Raw genomic sequence first — 17,304 nt, forward strand, 5'->3', positions numbered from 1 at the left:
CGTGCTGATCCACGATTACTAGCGATTCCGCCTTCATGCACCCGAGTTGCAGAGTGCAATCCGAACTGAGACGGCTTTTGGGGATTCGCTCCAGGTCGCCCCTTCGCTGCCCATTGTCACCGCCATTGTAGCACGTGTGTAGCCCATCCCGTAAGGGCCATGAGGACTTGACGTCATCCACACCTTCCTCGCGGCTTATCACCGGCAGTCTCCCCAGAGTGCCCAACCGAATGATGGCAACTAGGGACGTGGGTTGCGCTCGTTGCGGGACTTAACCCAACATCTCACGACACGAGCTGACGACAGCCATGCAGCACCTGTGTGCACGCCTCCGAAGAGGACAACGGATCTCTCCGCCTAACATGCCATGTCAAGGGATGGTAAGGTTCTGCGCGTTGCGTCGAATTAAACCACATGCTCCACCGCTTGTGCGGGCCCCCGTCAATTCCTTTGAGTTTTAATCTTGCGACCGTACTCCCCAGGCGGAATGCTTAATGCGTTAGCGGCGCCACTGACCTGCATGCAGACCAACGGCTAGCATTCATCGTTTACAGCGTGGACTACCAGGGTATCTAATCCTGTTTGCTCCCCACGCTTTCGCGCCTCAGCGTCAGAACCGGACCAGACAGCCGCCTTCGCCACTGGTGTTCTTGCGAATATCTACGAATTTCACCTCTACACTCGCAGTTCCGCTGTCCTCTTCCGGTCTCAAGCCAACCAGTATCGAAGGCCATTCCGTGGTTGAGCCACGGGCTTTCACCCTCGACTAAATCAGCCGCCTACGCGCCCTTTACGCCCAGTGATTCCGAGCAACGCTAGCCCCCTTCGTATTACCGCGGCTGCTGGCACGAAGTTAGCCGGGGCTTATTCCTCCGGTACCGTCATTATCGTCCCGGAGAAAAGAGCTTTACAACCCTAAGGCCGTCATCACTCACGCGGCATGGCTGGATCAGGGTTGCCCCCATTGTCCAATATTCCCCACTGCTGCCTCCCGTAGGAGTCTGGGCCGTGTCTCAGTCCCAGTGTGGCTGATCATCCTCTCAGACCAGCTACTGATCGTCGCCTTGGTGAGCCGTAACCTCACCAACTAGCTAATCAGACGCGGGCCGATCCTTCGGCAGTCAAGCCTTTCCCCAAAAGGGCGTATCCGGTATTAGCTCAAGTTTCCCTGAGTTATTCCGAACCGAAGGGCACGTTCCCACGCGTTACTCACCCGTCTGCCGCTGACCCCGAAGGGCCCGCTCGACTTGCATGTGTTAAGCCTGCCGCCAGCGTTCGCTCTGAGCCAGGATCAAACTCTCAAGTTGAAGAGCTGATCAAAGCTGATCACAACATAAACGGAGGCTCACGACCGATCGGCGTTTCCACCTGATCGTGTGAGCACCGAAACGTCAGATCAGCATCATCCTACTCACGATCCCACCCGAAGGCAGGATCCGCAGGGACAACGCCGTCCACGCTTCTCTTTCTCGTATGAACTTGTCAAAGAGCGGGTCGGGCCGGGAGCCAGACCTTGTACCCCGGAGAACAGAAAGCCGAGCCGGGTTTCCCTGGCCCTTGCTTCACCGTCTCTGGGGAAGTCCTTCGCGGCGGCCAGTTCGTCGGCGCCCCGTCGGTGAGCGGCTGTCTAAGGGTAGCCGGCTCGCCTGTCAATCGGCGCCGGCGACCCGTCCGTCGGTTCTCTGGACGCGGACTGCCCTCGCGTGACGGCGACATCACGCTTTTAGCGATGCGGGATTGGATTCGGCCGGCCTGACGCCTCCGATGAGGCGGGCGCAGAGCCAGAAAAGCGGCGTCGCCAGGGCTGTGGTAGTAACCGCCATCAGGACCATCCCGGAGAACATCACCGGTGTGATGATCCGATGTTCGAGCAGGATCGTCAGCAGGATCACCTCGACCAGCCCTTTGGTCTGCAGGAGGGATCCGAGGCCGAGCGCCACCCGCCACGGCTCTCCGACGACCCGCGCGGCGAGGACCGTGCCGACGAACTTGCCGCTGACGGACGCCGCTGTCCCGACAAGGAAGATCGCGAGGAAGAGCGTCGATGTAAAATCGATCGTCGTTCGCAGGCCCGTCAGGAGGAAAAAGAAAGGGATCAAAATACTGACGGTCAATTCCTCGAGTCGATCGAGAAGATGGCGACGCAGATTCTCAGGCGTCACCACCCCGGCGATGAAGGCGCCGATCAGGTAATGAAGGCCCATCGCCTCGGTGGCGGCGCCGGACGCCAGCGACACCACGAAGATGAACACCAGCACGCGACCCGGCAGGGGGCCGTCGGCGGCGATCCGGCCCGTCAGCCGCTGCAGGGCAGGACGTATCATCAGCATCATGACCGCGAGATAGGCCGGAAACATGGCGATGCGTAGAGCGAAGGTGCCCCAGTCGCCGTCTTCCGAAGTGCCGATCAATAAGGCGCCGAGCAACAGCCATAACGCCACGTCGCTGACCGTGGCCATGAACAGCGCCATGGAGCCGACTCGACTGTCGATCAGTTTCAATTCACGGAGGATGGCGCCTAAAACAGGCAGGGCTGTCACCCCGGTCGCGATACCGATGGCAATGCAGAGGCGGAGCGAGTGCCCTTCGGACACCAGGATCTCAGGGTAGTGCGCGACCAGCCACGCGGCTCCGAGCGCGCCAGTCACGCCCGGAACCAGCGTGCTCGCGACTGCGATCAGAAGGTGACCTCGTGTGCCCTGCGCCAGAATGCGGCGGTCGAGATGTAACCCCGTTGTGAAGCCGAACAGAAGGATGGCAATCGATGAAATTCCCGACAGCGGAGCGAGTGCCTCCGGCGGGAACAGCAGGTGTTGCGCATCTGGAAAGTAGTAGCCGAAGACTGTCGGACCCAGAATGATGCCGACCAAAATCTGCACGACGACCAGCGGCATGAACGATCCGATCCGCGCCACCCGCGATAGCACGATGGGCATCGTCAAGATCAATATCGATTGTATAATGAACAGAAGCATCGGTGTCATGGCCATGCCTTTATGATCAATCGATGACATTCCCGGATCGGCCGAATGTTACGATGAACATCGGGCCGATGCTATAAAGTGTCATGCTGGTTCAATTTTTACACGCCAGCATGAGGTGCATGTTGCAAGTTCAAAAATAATGACGCCGTAATGTGTGCGACGGTGCTGCGGGAGAGATCATAGTTCCGCGGAGGAGTCATGGTAGGAGGCTGCCGTTCGGGTGGGGGACCCGCCGTAACGCGCATCTCGGCGCGGCGGTCGCCCGACGACCGGACGAGCGGCATCCTGACGACCGATCGCCTCACATGTCTTTGATGAAGTCGTGGTCCATCTTGTGCGCGGGCAGAGATTCCCGTGGGGTGCCGACCAGTGCCGCGGGTGCGCCGACTGCCGTACGATGCGGTGGAACGGGGCGGAGCACGACGCTGCCGGCACCGATCTTGGCGCCGACCCCGATCTCGATGCGGCCGAGAATGATCGACCCCGCACTGATCAGCACGCCTCTGCGGATGATCGGGTGTCGGAGGCCTTCGTCCTTCCCGGTTCCTCCGAGGGTGACGTTCTGCATGATGGAGACGTCATCCTCGATCACGGCGGTCTCGCCGATGACGACGCCGGTACCATGGTCGATGATCAGTCCAGTGCCTATGGTGGCTGCCGGGTGGATATCGACTCCGAAGACCTCGGAGACGCGGTTCTGGATCCATCGCGCGGTGCCGAAGCTGCCGCTGTGCCAAAGCCGGTTCATCACCCTGTAGCCCTGGGTCGCGATGAATCCTTTGTAGAACAGGAAGGGATGGAGGCGATTCGTGCAGGCGGCGTCTCGCCCGTAATAGGCGTGAAGATCTTGACAGGCCGCGAAGAGGAGAGAGGGAGCCTGCGACAGGCAGGTGCGGACGAGGTCGGCTACGGCCTCGTGCGGCGACAGCTGATCGCGCAGCCTGTTCGCCAGAAGATGGGCCAGGGCCTCTCCCAGACCGGGCCGGCCGAGGATGTGGGCGTCGAGAACTGGCGCTAGGAAGGGTTCGTGTTCGGCCGCGTCCCGGGCCTCCCGGCGAAGGGTCTCCCAGGTCCGGGCGATGATCGCCTCCTGCATCGGCTCCCGAACTGTCGCGGCATTCGACGTGCGGATACCCCGGCGGAGCGTGAGGGGGCACCGATGCGCCCGGTCGACGGAAGCGCGATTCGACTTCGAAAGCCCGTCCATCAACCCCGTCCTTCGTGGATCAAGAAAGCCTGGAGGACCGACACCGCGAGAAGGATTCCCATGATTCTGTTGAACCAGACGACTTTGTTCTCGGTATCGAGAAATCCGCTGATCAGATGGCCGGCAACCATCCAGCTTCCGACACAGACGATGGAAACGACGATGAAGATCGCGGAAAGAATGACAGCGTTGACCTCGGTTCGCTCGGAGAAGATCGCGAATGATGACATCGCGCTGGCGGCGACGATCCAGGACTTCGGATTGATCCACTGAAAAGCGGCGCCATGCAGGAACCCCAAGGGTTGCTGAAGCGTACTGCTTGATGCGACTTCACGAACTTTGAATATTTTATAGGCGAGATAGAGCAGATAGACAGAGCCAATTATCTTCATGTAAATGTAAAATTCTGGAACGTATCGGAGAATTACGCCGACTCCAAATCCCGAGACAAGGATCAGAGCTGGAAATCCAAGGCACATTCCGAGCAGAAGCGGCACGGACCGCTTGACGCCGAAATTAACCGCCGATCCCATGATCAGGGCATTGTTGGGTCCCGGAGTAAGGGTCGATACTATAGCGAACAATATGACCGAAAAAAACTCCATCAACCTTCTCCTACATACGTTTCTCGTTCCATACTTGGTAGCGGATGACCGGCCGGTCCCGGTAGAGGACGATCACCCAGGATCCACGAAGAAGCATTTCCTTACGGAAAGATCCAGAGCGATCATATGTTTTTACGGACAGCAGACCCGTCACGTAGGATTGCGTCTCGCCGTCGATGCCTTCGAGTTCCAGGACGCTGGCGTCGATCGTGAAATCCTTGAACGCGTAGGCGAACGCGATCTGGTCGACGCCGCGCTTGTCCTCGAAATGAGGCGGGCACCAGAGAGCATCGGGGTGATACAGCGCGCGATAAACCGCAGCGTCATTGGTGTTGCTGGCGCGCGGATAATTCTCCGCGATAAATCTCACGCCGTCGATCACGCGTTCACACTCACTTGCCGGATCCAGTCGCGAAGAATCGCCGCAGTCTCGACCGGCTTTTCATACATAAACATGTGGCTGCTCTCCATCGGACACCAGGCCGGCTCGGTCGTGAAATGCCGGTCCAGACTCCGGACCCATCCGGGTGGGACGATGCCGTCCGCCAGACCGAAGACGGCACGGCAAGGGACGGGGATCGGGGGGAACCGGCCCCCCGCTTCGTACAGTGTCTCGAGCATGATCAACTGGGAGCGGCAGCGCTCGCGATCCGGGGGATTGTCGTCGAAAGCGGTGCGCAGCGTGTCCGCCGAATCCGGATCGGCGAGAAACTCCGGACTGAAGATGGCGTTGATCGACAATCGAAAGAAGATGTCCGGTTCGAGATCGAACAGGGGATCGAGCGCCGGAAGGGCGTTGACCCGGTGCGATCCCATGAACTCGGAGAGGTGGCAGGTCCCGAGCAGAGCCAGGGATTCCACGCGATCTGCGTGACGGGCCGCGAATTCCTGGGCCACGAACCCACCCAGGGAATGGCCGGCGAGGTGAAACCGATCGATCCTGCGGCTCGACAGCGCGTGCTCGATGGCGGCGATCGCGTCACGGTAGTCGCCGCCGACCGAGCCGTGATCGGCGGCTCCGATGTCCTCGATGACGAGGATGCGCAGGTCGTCCAACTCAGCGCACATCGGCGCAAAGGTCCAGGCTCCGAACATGTATCCGGCCAAGACCACCAACGTCGTCGGTCGATCCCGATGATACTCCCTGACTTTCATGTCGTGGTGGGCTCCCGGACAGAGCGGACCAAAAGGTCGGCCGTATGGCGCGGCGGAGATTCCACGTGGATCAAAGCCAGAGCCGGTGCTGCGGGTAAGGCGAGAAACAGAAACGGGTCCGCCCCGAAGGAGTGGACGTGGACCGGCGCCGGATGCAGGTGATCGAAAAGCACCGACGACCCGTACTTGAATCTCAGGACGAAATCGAAGCAGTTGAGCGTCAGGAGCCCCAGTTCCCGCGGCGGCCGGCTCCGGAATTCTCCGTACTCGACATCATCGAGGCCATTCGCGGTCGGGAACGACGTCCCGGAGTAATGCGCCACACCGGAATGCGACGACAGAATTTCGTGCGTCCCCCCGGCATTCGATACGTGAATCGCGGTACATGCATCGCTGAAAAAAGCATAGTTCTGCAGTCGGTTCAGGTTCGGCGGACAGGAATCGACCGATATCACCAAGATATTGTCGTGCCGGCCGGATCCGACCTCCTGCTCGGCGAGGACGACCGCATCGAGAGTGGTATTGCAGCCTCGGCCGGTGAGGAACCGTAGGTTCCCGCCGGCTTCCAGGTGGTCACCGAGGCGGTCGGTGAAACCGACCGCCTCGGTGACCGGCCAGATGCAGGTGCTGCTGGCCACGAAGATCGCCTCGAAACGACGTCCCATCCGTGTGAGGAGAGCGAGGACGGTCGCGCTCGGATCGTCGATGCGCGTGAACCGGCTGGCCAGCACCCGATCAATCAGTCCGGAGCGCACCAGATCCTCACAAGACGGATAGGCTGCGACGTAGCCGGAAACCGGTTCCGTCGGGAGCGCAGTCTCCGTGGTCACCGATATCCGGCATGGCCGGCGCCTCATGCCGGAAGACCGGTGATCCGCGCGTCGTCCGAGATCAGGTCTGGCGTCTTGAAGCGGTTGACCGACGATTTGCCGGTGCCGCTGACCAGGAGCGGACGATACTTGTCGAGTTCGAGCACCTCGTTGAGAGCCTTGAACCGTTCGAGATCCTTGTAGACATGGACCTCGGGCAGAACGTAACGAGCCGACATCGCGAAGCGCGACCGATCGGGGCTCGAGTTCGGGAAGCTGCCGTGCAGGCATTTCGAGGTGAAGAAGAAGAATTCGCCGGCCTCGACCTCCATGTCGACGGCCTTCGCTTCGTCGGGCTTCCAATCCTTGTTGTACTTCAGATCCTCCCACGAATACCCGAAGAAGCCCTTGTGGTCGGCGCTGTCGGCATCGAAGGCGCCGTCCTTGGATTCATCGAAGTACCAGTCCTCCTTGTGGCTACCCGGCATGAAGCGCATGCAGCTCGTCTCACGCGTGATGTCCGTGAAGGCGATCCAGACCGTCAGAACCCAGTATTCATTCGCCTCTTCGGTGGCGCGATCCGGCTGGAGCTTGGGCTGTCCTTCGAACTCGAAGAATTTCTTGGCTTGATGCCACTCGGTGCCGGCATCGCCGGGATACTTGGCGAACCATTCGGTGCGCCAGCACAGGATCTCCTCGCCGAGGATCGAACGCAGTCGATCGACCACCTTCGGAGATGTCACGATCTCCTGCAGTTCGGGAATGTCGAGATGGCGGTCGTAGTTCAGAAGCGATCCTGGAAACACGGCCCCGTCCCGTTGCATCAGCTTCGGCCGGATCTTCTTCTTCCAGATTTCCAGCGCCTCCTCGCGTTCGAAGAGCTTGAAGGGACCGAGGAAGCCCTGACGATCGAACTTTGCCTTCTCGGCCTCGGTGAGAGCGTAGTCGGTCATAGTGTCTATCCTTCGTTCTTGGGCAGATATTTCGACTTCAGGTTGGCGAGCGTGGCGTCGTCCTCCAGCAGGACCTGCGGCGGGATGGTGATCCCGAGTTCCTTGCGGAGCTTTTCGGTGAAAATAAAAATTCCTAGAGATGTTCCCCCAAGATCGAGGTATGAAACGTCTTCGCTTCTTTCTTGCTTGGTTTTTACTGCATCCCAAAACGACGCCGCAAAAACGGACTCTTGTTTATTGATCTCTACGCTGTCCATTGTTTCTATCCTCGTTGCCGTAAGCGATAAATTCCTTGATCAGCTTGTAGTTCGTCTTTCCCGTCGAGAGGCGGGTCACCTTGTCGTCGGGAAGCCGGATGACCTCGGTCGGAACACAATAATTCGGCAGCACCGACCGAAGATGGGCGATGATTTCGTCCGGCTCGAAGGACGCCGGCGAATGTACTCCGGAGACGAGAACCTGGAATCCGCGATGCTCCTTCACCGCCGTCAAAACGGTGGCATCTTTGACGAAGCTCCGTATATGGTTGTCGATCTCGACCAGGGAGACGCGATTCCCGTTGATCTTGACGATATCGTCCTTGCGACCGGTGAACCACAAGTCGCCTGCTTCGTCGAAGTAACCGAGATCCTTGGAGTGGTAAGCCCCCCGGTGCGGATCGAACCGGCCGGTCGCGGTGTCGAGATAGCCTGAGAAGAGCTGCGGGCCGGACAGGACGATCTCGCCGACCTCACCGACCGGGCAGGACCGCCCGTCCGCATCGACGACGCCGATATGGACGTGGCGGATCGGACGACCGAGTGGCATGAACCCCGTCGCTGTGGGCCTCAGGGTCCGGAACCGATGGTGAGTGGTATTGTTGCAATTTTCTGTCGGGCCATAGAACTGGCACCACTCGATGCCGGAGAAGAGTGCCATCGCGCGCCCGAGTACTGCAGTCGAGCAGCCCTCTCCGCCGTAATAGATCGTTCGCAAGTCGTGCTTCGGCGCGGTATCGACCATCTCGACGGTCATTTTGAGCAAGGTCGAAATGTAGAGAACCTCGGTGACACCCTCATCCGCGATGATATTGAGATATTGATGTGGCAGGAGTGTATTGCTGGCGAGGATGATATCGGCACCACGCGCCAGCTGGACGAGGACATCGAGCTGGAAGACGTCGAAGTGAAGCGGGCAGATGCTGAGCCACGTCTGCCGGTTGTCACCCATGCAGTCGAGCATCGAGTCCACGTAGTGGGCGAGAGCCTCGGTCGCGCTGAAAACGCCCTTGGGCTGGCCGGTGGTCCCCGACGTGAACACCACGCTGCCGGCGAAGCGACGCGGCGAGTTCTCGACCGGCACGTGCCGGCTGATCCCGTCCCCGCCATGGACGAGGTGGAGGGCGGGGCGCATGGCCGTGACGATCTGCGACGTCCTCGACGACGGAAGCGTGAGGTCGAGGTAGCTGACGCCTCCCTCGGCCAAGAGGCTGGCGACGCCCGCGGCGACGGCGTCCAGGGTCTTCACGCCATCGATCAGCACGATGCCGCCGGCCGGAACCGTGGTCCCGATCTCGGATTGCCAGCGGTCGATCCGGGTGAAGAACGCCCGGTAGCTTTCGCGCTCGCCGTCCACGACGGCGACGAAACGATCGTCCCGATCGCGGTATCTGGTGAGGAGTTCGGTGAGATTCGCCATGATCATGTCAACGCGCTGGCGAGTTGCGAGACGGTCAATTTCGAACTTGTTCCCAGTTTTCGCACGTCTATCTTTCGCGATGACAAGATCTCAATCTTGGCGATCAGCATCAGGCGGTCGATCGACGTCAAACCGAGATCGATCAGGTTTCGATCGACAGTGTCGATGACGATGGTGGGCCGGCCGATTTCGGCGAGGCTACGATTGACGAGCGAGACGACGTCGAGATCGGTCACGTCAACACCTCCATCCTGTCGCCGATGACGAGGGTCCAGGTTCCGATCTCCCGGCTCGTCACGATGCCGGCGCGGACATAGGGATCGGCCGCCACGAAGGCTTCGGCCTGCTCGACGGTGCCCCGGTACAGGATGAGGCCCTTACGCAGGTTCTCAGACAATGCGCCGCCGGCTGCGATCCGTCCCGCCGCCTGCTCCGCTGCGACGTAGGCCAGATGCTCGGCGCGATAGGGTTGCCGCCGCTTCATGAAGTCGGCGACGAAGCAGTACAGGATGACGATCATGACTCAGGCTTCTGCTGTCAGAACCTCGCGACGATAGGTCTCTTGCTGGCGATTGACGCCGTGCTCGGGCGACGTGATGACGAAAACGTCGCGATAGCTCGGTTCGTCGGGGTCGACTTTGACGATCGGCGTGGCGCAATGGGTGAAGTAGCGGTCGTAGTGATTGATCAATACGCCTTCGGGAAATACGTGATCGAGCACCAGGTCGCCTTTCACATCCCAGTACCGGGTTGCACCGGAGGTGTCCGCGATATTGTGACGGTTGACGATGTAGACGCCAGTCCAGTCGGTACCGTCCCGGTGCGCACCCTCCGGAGTCGGGTTGCCGTTGTCGGTCGTCCGGATCTGATGGATCGAGAAACTTTCCACGACGTACGGGATCGAGGCTAGCCATTCCTTGATCATGATGTCGAAGGACCGAGTCTTGAGCAGCGACTTCGGAACGTCGGCATAATCGCGATCGATGCCGCCATAAGATCCGAGCTTGTTGACGTAGCTCGGTTGATAGAGGGGCACGCGAGGGAGCAATTCATAGCCGCATTCGGTGATCCTGATCCGCGACGTGGTGCGATAGCGCGATCCAGCGGTGAAATAATTATCGTTTGGAACGAAGTAAAATGAGTCCTTGAGTTCGCTAATGTCGAGGTGGGGAACGTTCACCCGCAGGATCGTTTCGCCGTTATTGGCGATCTTCGTGCCGTCCAGGGTCGTTTCAAGATTGTACATAGCAGTTCCACTCCTTGCATTCCGGGTCTCGACCGAGCGTGCAACGACGGAATTCGTCGACAAGCCGGCGCAGCTTTGCGTGGTGAGCATCGAAGTTCGTCGTGGCGATGCGAGCGACGATCCTGATCTCGGATGCGGTGCTCGTGGTGAAGGCGGCGGAGAAGAACGCCGCCTCGGAGACATGGATATCGCGCTCGGTCACCGACGTTCCGCCCCGACGCAGAAGGGTGATGACCGTGTCGCGGGTGATGCCAGGCAGACAATGCGTTGTCGTTGGGGTAACGACTTCTCCTTTATTTGTAAAGAAAAAGATGTTGTGCGCACTCGTCTCGGTAATTTTTCCGTTCGTGTCAAGAAAAAGAAGATCGTCATCGCCGGGCAGCCGTGATCGCAATCCGAGGTAGCTGTCGAAATAGTTGCGCGATATTTTTCGTGAGATCGTCTCGGTCGATCGAGGATGGGTCGATACGCCGAGGCCGATCACCGGGACGGGCTTCGGCGCGGGAATCGGTATCGCGAAGATGCAGCTGCGGGGGGCGGGCGGCTCGTCGAGCCGCATGATGCCTTCGTCGAGGAAGGCGATCGGTCGAATGTAGAGGTCGCCGCCGCCGAAGCGGCGGACGAGGTCCATCGTCGCTCGATATTGCGTGTCCTCGTCGAGGTAGGGACTTTCAAGGCCAAGGAAATCGCAGGTCCGGCGATAGCGTTCCAGGTGTTCGCGGAGACGGAAAACGGCGGAGCCTCCGTCGGCCGCGTAGCAGCGGATGCCTTCGAACGCACAGACCGCGTAGTTGAGAGAGAAGAGTGAGGGGCCGAAGCGTGCATCGCTCGCGTCGATCAGGGCGCCGTCGAGATAGACGAGGCTCATATGTGACCTCCTCCTTCGACGAGGTCGTAGAGGTTGCCGCCCGAGCGGATCTTCGCCAGCATCTCGCTCTCGATCCCGGCGATACGGGTAGCCGTGGCGAGGACGGCCTCGATGTCCTCGCTCGCCACGGCGACGACGCCGTTTCCATCGCCGAGGACGAGGTCGTCCTGGCGGACGACGTGGCCGGCGACGGTGCAGGCCGTGCCGCGGCTCTCAACCTTCATGCAACCCTGTGAGTCCATGACGGCGAAGCCGGTCGACCAGATCGGCAGATCGAGCTCCGCGACTTCGTCGTGGTCGCGGATCGTGCCGTTCGCGACCACGCCCGCATAGCCAAGTCGAGCGAGGTAAGTCAGGCTCAGGCCCCCAAGCAAGACGTAGTCGCGCGATGCCTCCCGGCAGCCGGAGACGTAGATCCGTGGATGGCCCGATGGGCGGAGTTCCGCGACGAAGGATTTGACTTCGTCCCAGGTCGAAGGCGAGACTGCCTTGATATCGGAGGTCTTTCGGGTCGGCCCCCATTGAACCACATCCGCATAGCCCCAGAAGCGAGCGGGACGCGTCGCGGTCAGATCGCGACTGAGCCACTTGCATACCAAGCCGAGATGATCGTGAGCATCGGCGAGATTGCATGTGCTGAGCGCGGCGGAGATGTTCGAAATATTCCGCATGTCAGGTTCGGGCAAACACTGCCCATCCCATCGGAACGGGGCCATAATCCTTGATGACATTCAGTTCGAACTCGGTCGCTGCAGCGAGGGTCGTGACGCAGATATCGAAATCGCCCTTGGCGACGAGGCTCGCGGCGTAAGAATTGCTGGAGACGAGCGTGACACTGTCGGCGCCTTCGGGCAGAAGATGCGTCGGTGCCGGGTGCGAGCAGCACCGTGTTCCCTGGCTGTCATCGCCGCGGCGTCTCGCGATCACCATGTTGTCGGTATGAAAGTGAAAGAGTTCCTCGATATGAACCTTTCCGAGGTTCCGGAATACGATGTTGTTCAAGTCTGGATACACGACGCACAGGACCGTCTTGTCGACCTTTCCATCGATCAGTTCGACGATCGCCTTCTCGGGTGTGTCCGACAGGACGATCTCGCCTTCGATGTTGCGTGATTGCATGTAGTGGGCCGTTGCGAATTCCGAATTGGTGTTCCGCGGGCCGAGAGTCGAGATACTCATCGTCGTTCTCCTGGAGCGATTATGGTGATTCGTCGTGAACACGCTGCGTACTGTCGGAATCTCCAAGATGGTCAATCTAATATTTATGGCTATAATTGATAGTATCGATGCATCGAAATTTTAAATTTGAACACGGTATGAAATTGCATTTTTCTAGTCTAGTGCCCTGCAATCTATCAAGAATATCCCGATTGTCTGTAGTGAGAAAATCGCCGGATCAAGGTGCAAATATTTTTTATTTTTCTGAATAAATCAAAACATAAAATCGACCGCAAGAAAAATTTTAATGTATATCGACATACGAGAGAAAATCGAATTCTGCAACGCCGGCGCCAGTTGTCAAAAATCATTTCATGTCGATCGATCAAGTAAATCTATCAGAGCCCGTTATCCAGGGTTGTACATCTTCCGGTGCGAATGCTGCGGTTATCGTCAGCCATCGAAGACAAGTATCGGGAAGTTTGTCCTATGGCGCGTCTGTGCATTTGAAAAACACTATTCCATTTTTGTTTCCTGCTCGATCGCGTGTTGATGACGTAACCTTGCATTACGAAAGGGAAATGACAAGGGGTGTCTACGTCCCCATGACCATGCGCCGAGCCGCGATACCGGTGCCCGCCTATGCATGGTCGTAGCCTATCGCGTCAGGGCATTATTCGTGTATTACGACGAAAAAGTCTTCGCAATAAATCAATAATTACTTTATGTCTTGCAGTGATGACAAAAAATAAATGAAACATTCCACATACAATAACAAAATATCCAAATAACCAAAAAAATAGCAATAGGTACGTGCTAAAAATAGGCATTCATATTTGATCTAGCGAGAAAAAAATTAAAACTAACAAAAATAATCTGGAAACCTCACCGGATTTTCATCAGTTTTTGGTTGGCGAGGCGGCGGCCGGGCGGGTCGCTCTTGATGGCGATGTCCTTTCCAGCTGCGGATCGCACGGGCCTGTTCCTGGTCTACTCCCATCGACGATCGTCTTTGTCTCGACCACGCGATACGTCGACGGCGTAACGATCTACTTCTCGCGTCGGCGCAGCCCTACTGCCCGCTCGTTGAATGACGGGCGACCGGCCTCTGCCCGCCGCCGATCGCGGTGCCGTTACCGAGTACGATGCGGCACTTCGCGCCCGCGCATCGCGGCGGCGCTCCGATCGATGTCGGTGTCCGGGTGCAGGCACCCGCGCCCGGACGCGGGTTCCGCGACCGTCGGCCGACGGTCGCGATCACGTCGCGGTCGGCCGTCGCGTCCCCGTGGCCAATCGTTCGCCCGGTCAGGGGTGCACGCGAGCTTTCTCAGGGACCGAAGGCGGATGCGACCCGTTTCAGATTATCCGCCGCCAGGCCCAGCCGCTCCGGTGCCCCATCGCGTCCGGCGAGCCGGGACGCCACGCGCGCCAGATCCTCAGCGCGTTCGGCCGCGATGCGCAGGGCGATGGCCGACGCGGGAGGCAGGGTGGTGTGGCGGGTCAGTCCGAAGGCGGCGCCGGCCCGCGAACCGTCGCCGCGACCCGAGGGGAGGAGGGCGAGCGTCTCGCCGAGGGGCTTGAGCACGGTCGTCATCGCGTCGATCGCGACGCTGCAGAACAGGCCGGCCATCGGTCCCGACGGACCGCTGGCGAAGGCGTGCTGGAGCAGGCGCAGCATCAGGACGTAGACGTCGTCGAACAGATCCCCGACCTCCCGCGCCAACGGATCGACGAGCACGTTGACCGGCCCGCCCCCGGCCCAGTCGCCGCGGATGCGCGGCACGGGGTTGTCGAGGACCGGGCGGGTGGGCCGGAATGCCGGATCGGCGGCGCGGTGCTCCTCGAAGGCGGCCCGGGTCCGCAGGAAGGTGGCGTAGTGCGAGTCGCCGCGGTCGCAGGCCGTCCCCTCGCCCTGCTCGGTGATGAGCGCGATCGCGGCGAGCGCCGATCGTGCGTCCCGGACCGGCAGGAGATCGGGGAAATGGGCGATGTCCGGCGTCATCTCTCCCTGGCTGCCTACGAAGAACAGGCTCTCCTCCGGCAGGCCCTGGATCTGCTCGGCGATCAGGCCGTAGAGTTCGCCCACGGAGCGAAACCGCGCCGGCTCGTCGTCGTTCGTCCGTGTCGGCGCGGCTTTCCGCCCGGCCAGCAGATCGAGCGGCGTCTCGTACGAGATGAAGCGGTCGAGGGCGCGGGCGCCGAATCCTTCGAGGGCCAGCGGCTGGTCGAACCCGTAATAGGTGCGCCGCTGCGGGAAGTTCGGACGCCCGTAATGCGGCGAACCGCCGACGGCGGCCAGGATGTTCCAGACCTGCGCGAGGTGGAGCATCTCCTCGGCGGCGATCATGTAGATTTCGGACGCCCACAATCGCACCGCCTGAAGCTGCCGCCAGGTCAGGCCGCCTTCGGCCAGATCCTGCTTCAGCGAGAAGGCGGCGTAGAGGTAGGAGCAGGCGAGTCCGTGCTCGAGTTCGCAGGCCTCGGTGAGCAGGCTGAGCAGGCGTGAGCGGCTCGGGATCGCGGCTGGATCGGCGGACATGTCAGGGCCCCGTGCGGAGAAGGGTCGACACGGTCCGTGCCGCGCGGAGCGCCAGGGCCGCCACCGTCAGCGTCGGGTTGGCGGTCCCCCCGGTCGGGAAGACGCCCGCGCCCACGATGAAGAGGTTGTCGTGGTCGTGGGCCCTGCAGTCGCGGTCGACCACCGAACTGGACGGATCCCGGCCCATGCGCGTCGTGCCCATGATGTGGCCGGCACCGGAATAGGTATCCTCTTCCTGCATCTTGCGCTCAGGGTCCGGGGCTCCGAGCCGGTCGAACACCGCCGACACCACCGCCAGGGCCTTCGCGAAGGCCTGCCTGTTGTAGTCGTCGAGCGTCATGGCCAGCGCCGCGCGCGGCACCCCGAACGCGTCCGCCGGACCATCGGCGAGGGTGACGCGATTGGCCGGCCGGGGCAGCATCTCCGTCGAGTAACTGATCCGGAACTGTCGGGAGAGCCTGTCGCGCAGGGCCGTGCGCAGGTCGGTCCCGATCAGGCCGGCATCGACGAGCCGGCCGAGGGCGGCGTAGGGCGTCTCGCTCCGGCCCATGCCGTCGTTGCCGATCGACAGGCGGAACGCGGCATGACGGGCCCGGAAGGCGCCATCCCGGAACGAGTCGATGCCGACCGTGGTGGGCGGCCCGCGGAACGGGTGGAGCGGTTCGGCGACGATGGTCGCGCCCTGGCCCTGGAGATGGTCCATCAGGTTGCGGCCGACCTGGTCGCTGCCGTTGGCGACGCCGGCCGGCGCGGCGTCCGGATCCGGCGAGGCGAGCAGCAGCCGCGGCGTCTCGATGGCATGCGCGGCGACGACGTAGAGGTCCGCGGCGACGAAGCCCTCCCGCCTCGCGCCGGCCTCGTCCCACCGGGTATAGCGCAGGGCCCGCACGCGCCGCGTCGTCCGGTCGAGGTCGATACGGGTGACCACGGCCCGGTCCCACAGGATGGCTCCCGCGGCGACCGCCTTCCGCACGTGGACCGACCCGTCGTACTTCGCGCCGATGGGGCAGATCGGGACGCAGGAGGAATTGCCGGCGCAAGCCGGGCGCCCGTCGTAGGGGCGCGAGTTGCGGGCCTGAGGCGTCGAGGTGAGCTCGACCGGGATGCCGTGCACCTGCAGCCCGGCCGCGGCGCGCTCGACCGCGAGGTCGCCGTAGGACGGCCAGATCCGGCTCATCGGGAAGGGCCGGCTGCGATGGGCGCCGTGCAGGCCGTCGAGCGCGCGATGGTCGCCGGCGACGCCGAGCGCGTGCTCGGCCTCGCCATACCACGGTTCGAGATCGTCGTAGCCGAGCGGCCAGTCGACGCCGACCCCGTATAGGCAGCGCAGCCGGAAATCCGCCGGGACCAGCCGCGGCATGTTTCCCAGCATGTGCCAGGTCGAGCCGCCGACCCGCCGCAGATAGGTGCTCTTGAACTTGAAGGGGGAGGAGGGCTGGGCCTGGGCGTAATCGTCCTCGCTGTCCGGGCTCGTCACCGGAGACGGCGGCTGGTTGTCGCGATAGGGCGAGCGTGGCGTCTTGACGGCCGCGAGGGCGTAGTCGGCGACGAGGTCGACGCGGGGGCCGCTCGCGGGGCCCGCCTCCAAGAGGAGCACCCGGTGTCCGGCGCGCGCGAGTTCGAAGGCCAGCAGCGCCCCCGCCACCCCGGCGCCGACGATCGCCACCGAACAGCGCGCGTCGGCGTCAGGCATCCGGTGCATACCGCCAATGACCGGTATAGCCGCCCGACAGGCCCGGCGGGTGGGCGCCGACGACCCGCCACAGCAGGCCGCCGAAATACGCCTCCGCCGACGGGAACGGAGCCTCGACCTTTCCCTCCGGAGGAAGACGTCCCGCATACCAGAGATAAGCGAGCCGCCGTGCCGCCGCCGCGGCGGCGCGATCGCCCGCGAGCGCCGCCTTCAGCGCGACTTCGGGCTCCTCTGCGGTCACGGCCGCAGCCGCGACGGACCGGAGCGCCGCAAGCTCGCCGGCCGCCTCCGCCGCGCTCGTCATCAGCGCGAGGTAGGTCTCGGCCAGTGCCGCGTCGAGGTCGTCCACCCCCGTGACCAGGCGCGATATCGTCAGGAACTCGGGCAAGGGTCTCGCTCCTAAGCTCCAT

At 61.5% G+C, this 17,304-nt stretch carries 18 protein-coding genes and 1 rRNA gene (1 of these 19 running past the window's edge); all 19 read right to left on the reverse strand.

Translation table 11 applies throughout. The annotated features are described in order from the left end of the window. Positions 1–1,307, reverse strand: a 16S ribosomal RNA gene (locus HBB12_RS32570); it reaches 177 nt to the left of the window's first position. 408 nt (positions 1,308–1,715) lie between these two features. Continuing rightward, positions 1,716–2,990, reverse strand: a complete 1,275-nt coding sequence (locus HBB12_RS32575) for a cation:proton antiporter (RefSeq protein ID WP_236993212.1) — start codon at positions 2,988–2,990, stop codon at positions 1,716–1,718. A gap of 295 nt (positions 2,991–3,285) precedes the next feature. Then, on the reverse strand, positions 3,286–4,080 hold the full coding sequence (gene epsC / locus HBB12_RS32580; RefSeq protein WP_236993213.1) for a serine O-acetyltransferase EpsC: 795 nt from the start codon (positions 4,078–4,080) through the stop codon (positions 3,286–3,288). A 110-nt stretch (positions 4,081–4,190) separates the two neighbouring features. After that, positions 4,191–4,796 (reverse strand): LysE family translocator, encoded by a 606-nt coding sequence (locus tag HBB12_RS32585; protein ID WP_236993214.1) that lies wholly within the window; start codon positions 4,794–4,796, stop codon positions 4,191–4,193. A gap of 10 nt (positions 4,797–4,806) precedes the next feature. Next, the gene (locus HBB12_RS32590; RefSeq protein ID WP_236993215.1) at positions 4,807–5,178 is read right to left on the reverse strand and encodes a Cif family virulence factor; all 372 of its coding nucleotides are present in this window, start codon (positions 5,176–5,178) and stop codon (positions 4,807–4,809) included. Continuing rightward, positions 5,175–5,951, reverse strand: coding sequence for an alpha/beta fold hydrolase (locus tag HBB12_RS32595; protein ID WP_236993216.1), 777 nt, complete (start codon positions 5,949–5,951; stop codon positions 5,175–5,177). The genes HBB12_RS32590 and HBB12_RS32595 overlap by 4 nt, the downstream gene beginning before the upstream one ends. Beyond that, positions 5,948–6,781 carry a beta-ketoacyl-[acyl-carrier-protein] synthase family protein gene (locus HBB12_RS32600; protein WP_236993217.1) on the reverse strand — a complete coding sequence of 278 codons (834 nt, stop codon included), beginning with the start codon at positions 6,779–6,781 and terminating at the stop codon, positions 5,948–5,950. The genes HBB12_RS32595 and HBB12_RS32600 overlap by 4 nt, the downstream gene beginning before the upstream one ends. Before the next feature lie 23 nt (positions 6,782–6,804). Beyond that, on the reverse strand, positions 6,805–7,713 hold the full coding sequence (locus tag HBB12_RS32605; RefSeq protein ID WP_236993218.1) for a chlorinating enzyme: 909 nt from the start codon (positions 7,711–7,713) through the stop codon (positions 6,805–6,807). 5 nt (positions 7,714–7,718) lie between these two features. Continuing rightward, on the reverse strand, positions 7,719–7,970 hold the full coding sequence (locus tag HBB12_RS32610) for an acyl carrier protein (protein ID WP_236993219.1): 252 nt from the start codon (positions 7,968–7,970) through the stop codon (positions 7,719–7,721). Then, on the reverse strand, positions 7,948–9,390 hold the full coding sequence (locus HBB12_RS32615; protein ID WP_236993220.1) for an AMP-binding protein: 1,443 nt from the start codon (positions 9,388–9,390) through the stop codon (positions 7,948–7,950). Before HBB12_RS32615 ends, HBB12_RS32610 begins: the two co-directional genes overlap by 23 nt. Positions 9,391–9,392: 2 nt before the next feature. Next, the gene (locus tag HBB12_RS32620; protein ID WP_236993221.1) at positions 9,393–9,626 is read right to left on the reverse strand and encodes a phosphopantetheine-binding protein; all 234 of its coding nucleotides are present in this window, start codon (positions 9,624–9,626) and stop codon (positions 9,393–9,395) included. Then, on the reverse strand, positions 9,623–9,910 hold the full coding sequence (locus HBB12_RS32625) for a YciI family protein (protein WP_236993222.1): 288 nt from the start codon (positions 9,908–9,910) through the stop codon (positions 9,623–9,625). The genes HBB12_RS32620 and HBB12_RS32625 overlap by 4 nt, the downstream gene beginning before the upstream one ends. Before the next feature lie 3 nt (positions 9,911–9,913). Further along, positions 9,914–10,636, reverse strand: coding sequence for a 2OG-Fe dioxygenase family protein (locus tag HBB12_RS32630; RefSeq protein WP_236993223.1), 723 nt, complete (start codon positions 10,634–10,636; stop codon positions 9,914–9,916). After that, the gene (locus tag HBB12_RS32635; protein ID WP_236993224.1) at positions 10,623–11,504 is read right to left on the reverse strand and encodes an aminotransferase class IV; all 882 of its coding nucleotides are present in this window, start codon (positions 11,502–11,504) and stop codon (positions 10,623–10,625) included. The genes HBB12_RS32630 and HBB12_RS32635 overlap by 14 nt, the downstream gene beginning before the upstream one ends. Beyond that, the gene (locus HBB12_RS32640) at positions 11,501–12,190 is read right to left on the reverse strand and encodes an RraA family protein (protein WP_236993225.1); all 690 of its coding nucleotides are present in this window, start codon (positions 12,188–12,190) and stop codon (positions 11,501–11,503) included. Before HBB12_RS32640 ends, HBB12_RS32635 begins: the two co-directional genes overlap by 4 nt. Beyond that, complete coding sequence (locus HBB12_RS32645) at positions 12,177–12,683, reverse strand: hypothetical protein (RefSeq protein ID WP_236993226.1); 507 nt, start codon at positions 12,681–12,683, stop codon at positions 12,177–12,179. The genes HBB12_RS32640 and HBB12_RS32645 overlap by 14 nt, the downstream gene beginning before the upstream one ends. A 1,306-nt stretch (positions 12,684–13,989) precedes the next feature. Then, positions 13,990–15,201, reverse strand: coding sequence for a ferritin-like domain-containing protein (locus HBB12_RS32650; protein ID WP_236993227.1), 1,212 nt, complete (start codon positions 15,199–15,201; stop codon positions 13,990–13,992). A gap of 1 nt (position 15,202) precedes the next feature. Then, on the reverse strand, positions 15,203–16,894 hold the full coding sequence (locus HBB12_RS32655; protein WP_236993228.1) for a GMC family oxidoreductase: 1,692 nt from the start codon (positions 16,892–16,894) through the stop codon (positions 15,203–15,205). After that, positions 16,887–17,282, reverse strand: a complete 396-nt coding sequence (locus HBB12_RS32660) for a sugar dehydrogenase complex small subunit (RefSeq protein WP_236993229.1) — start codon at positions 17,280–17,282, stop codon at positions 16,887–16,889. The genes HBB12_RS32655 and HBB12_RS32660 overlap by 8 nt, the downstream gene beginning before the upstream one ends. Between the last annotated feature and the right edge of the window lie 22 nt (positions 17,283–17,304).

The organism is Methylobacterium sp. SyP6R (genome assembly GCF_019216885.1).
Lineage (GTDB): Bacteria > Pseudomonadota > Alphaproteobacteria > Rhizobiales > Beijerinckiaceae > Methylobacterium.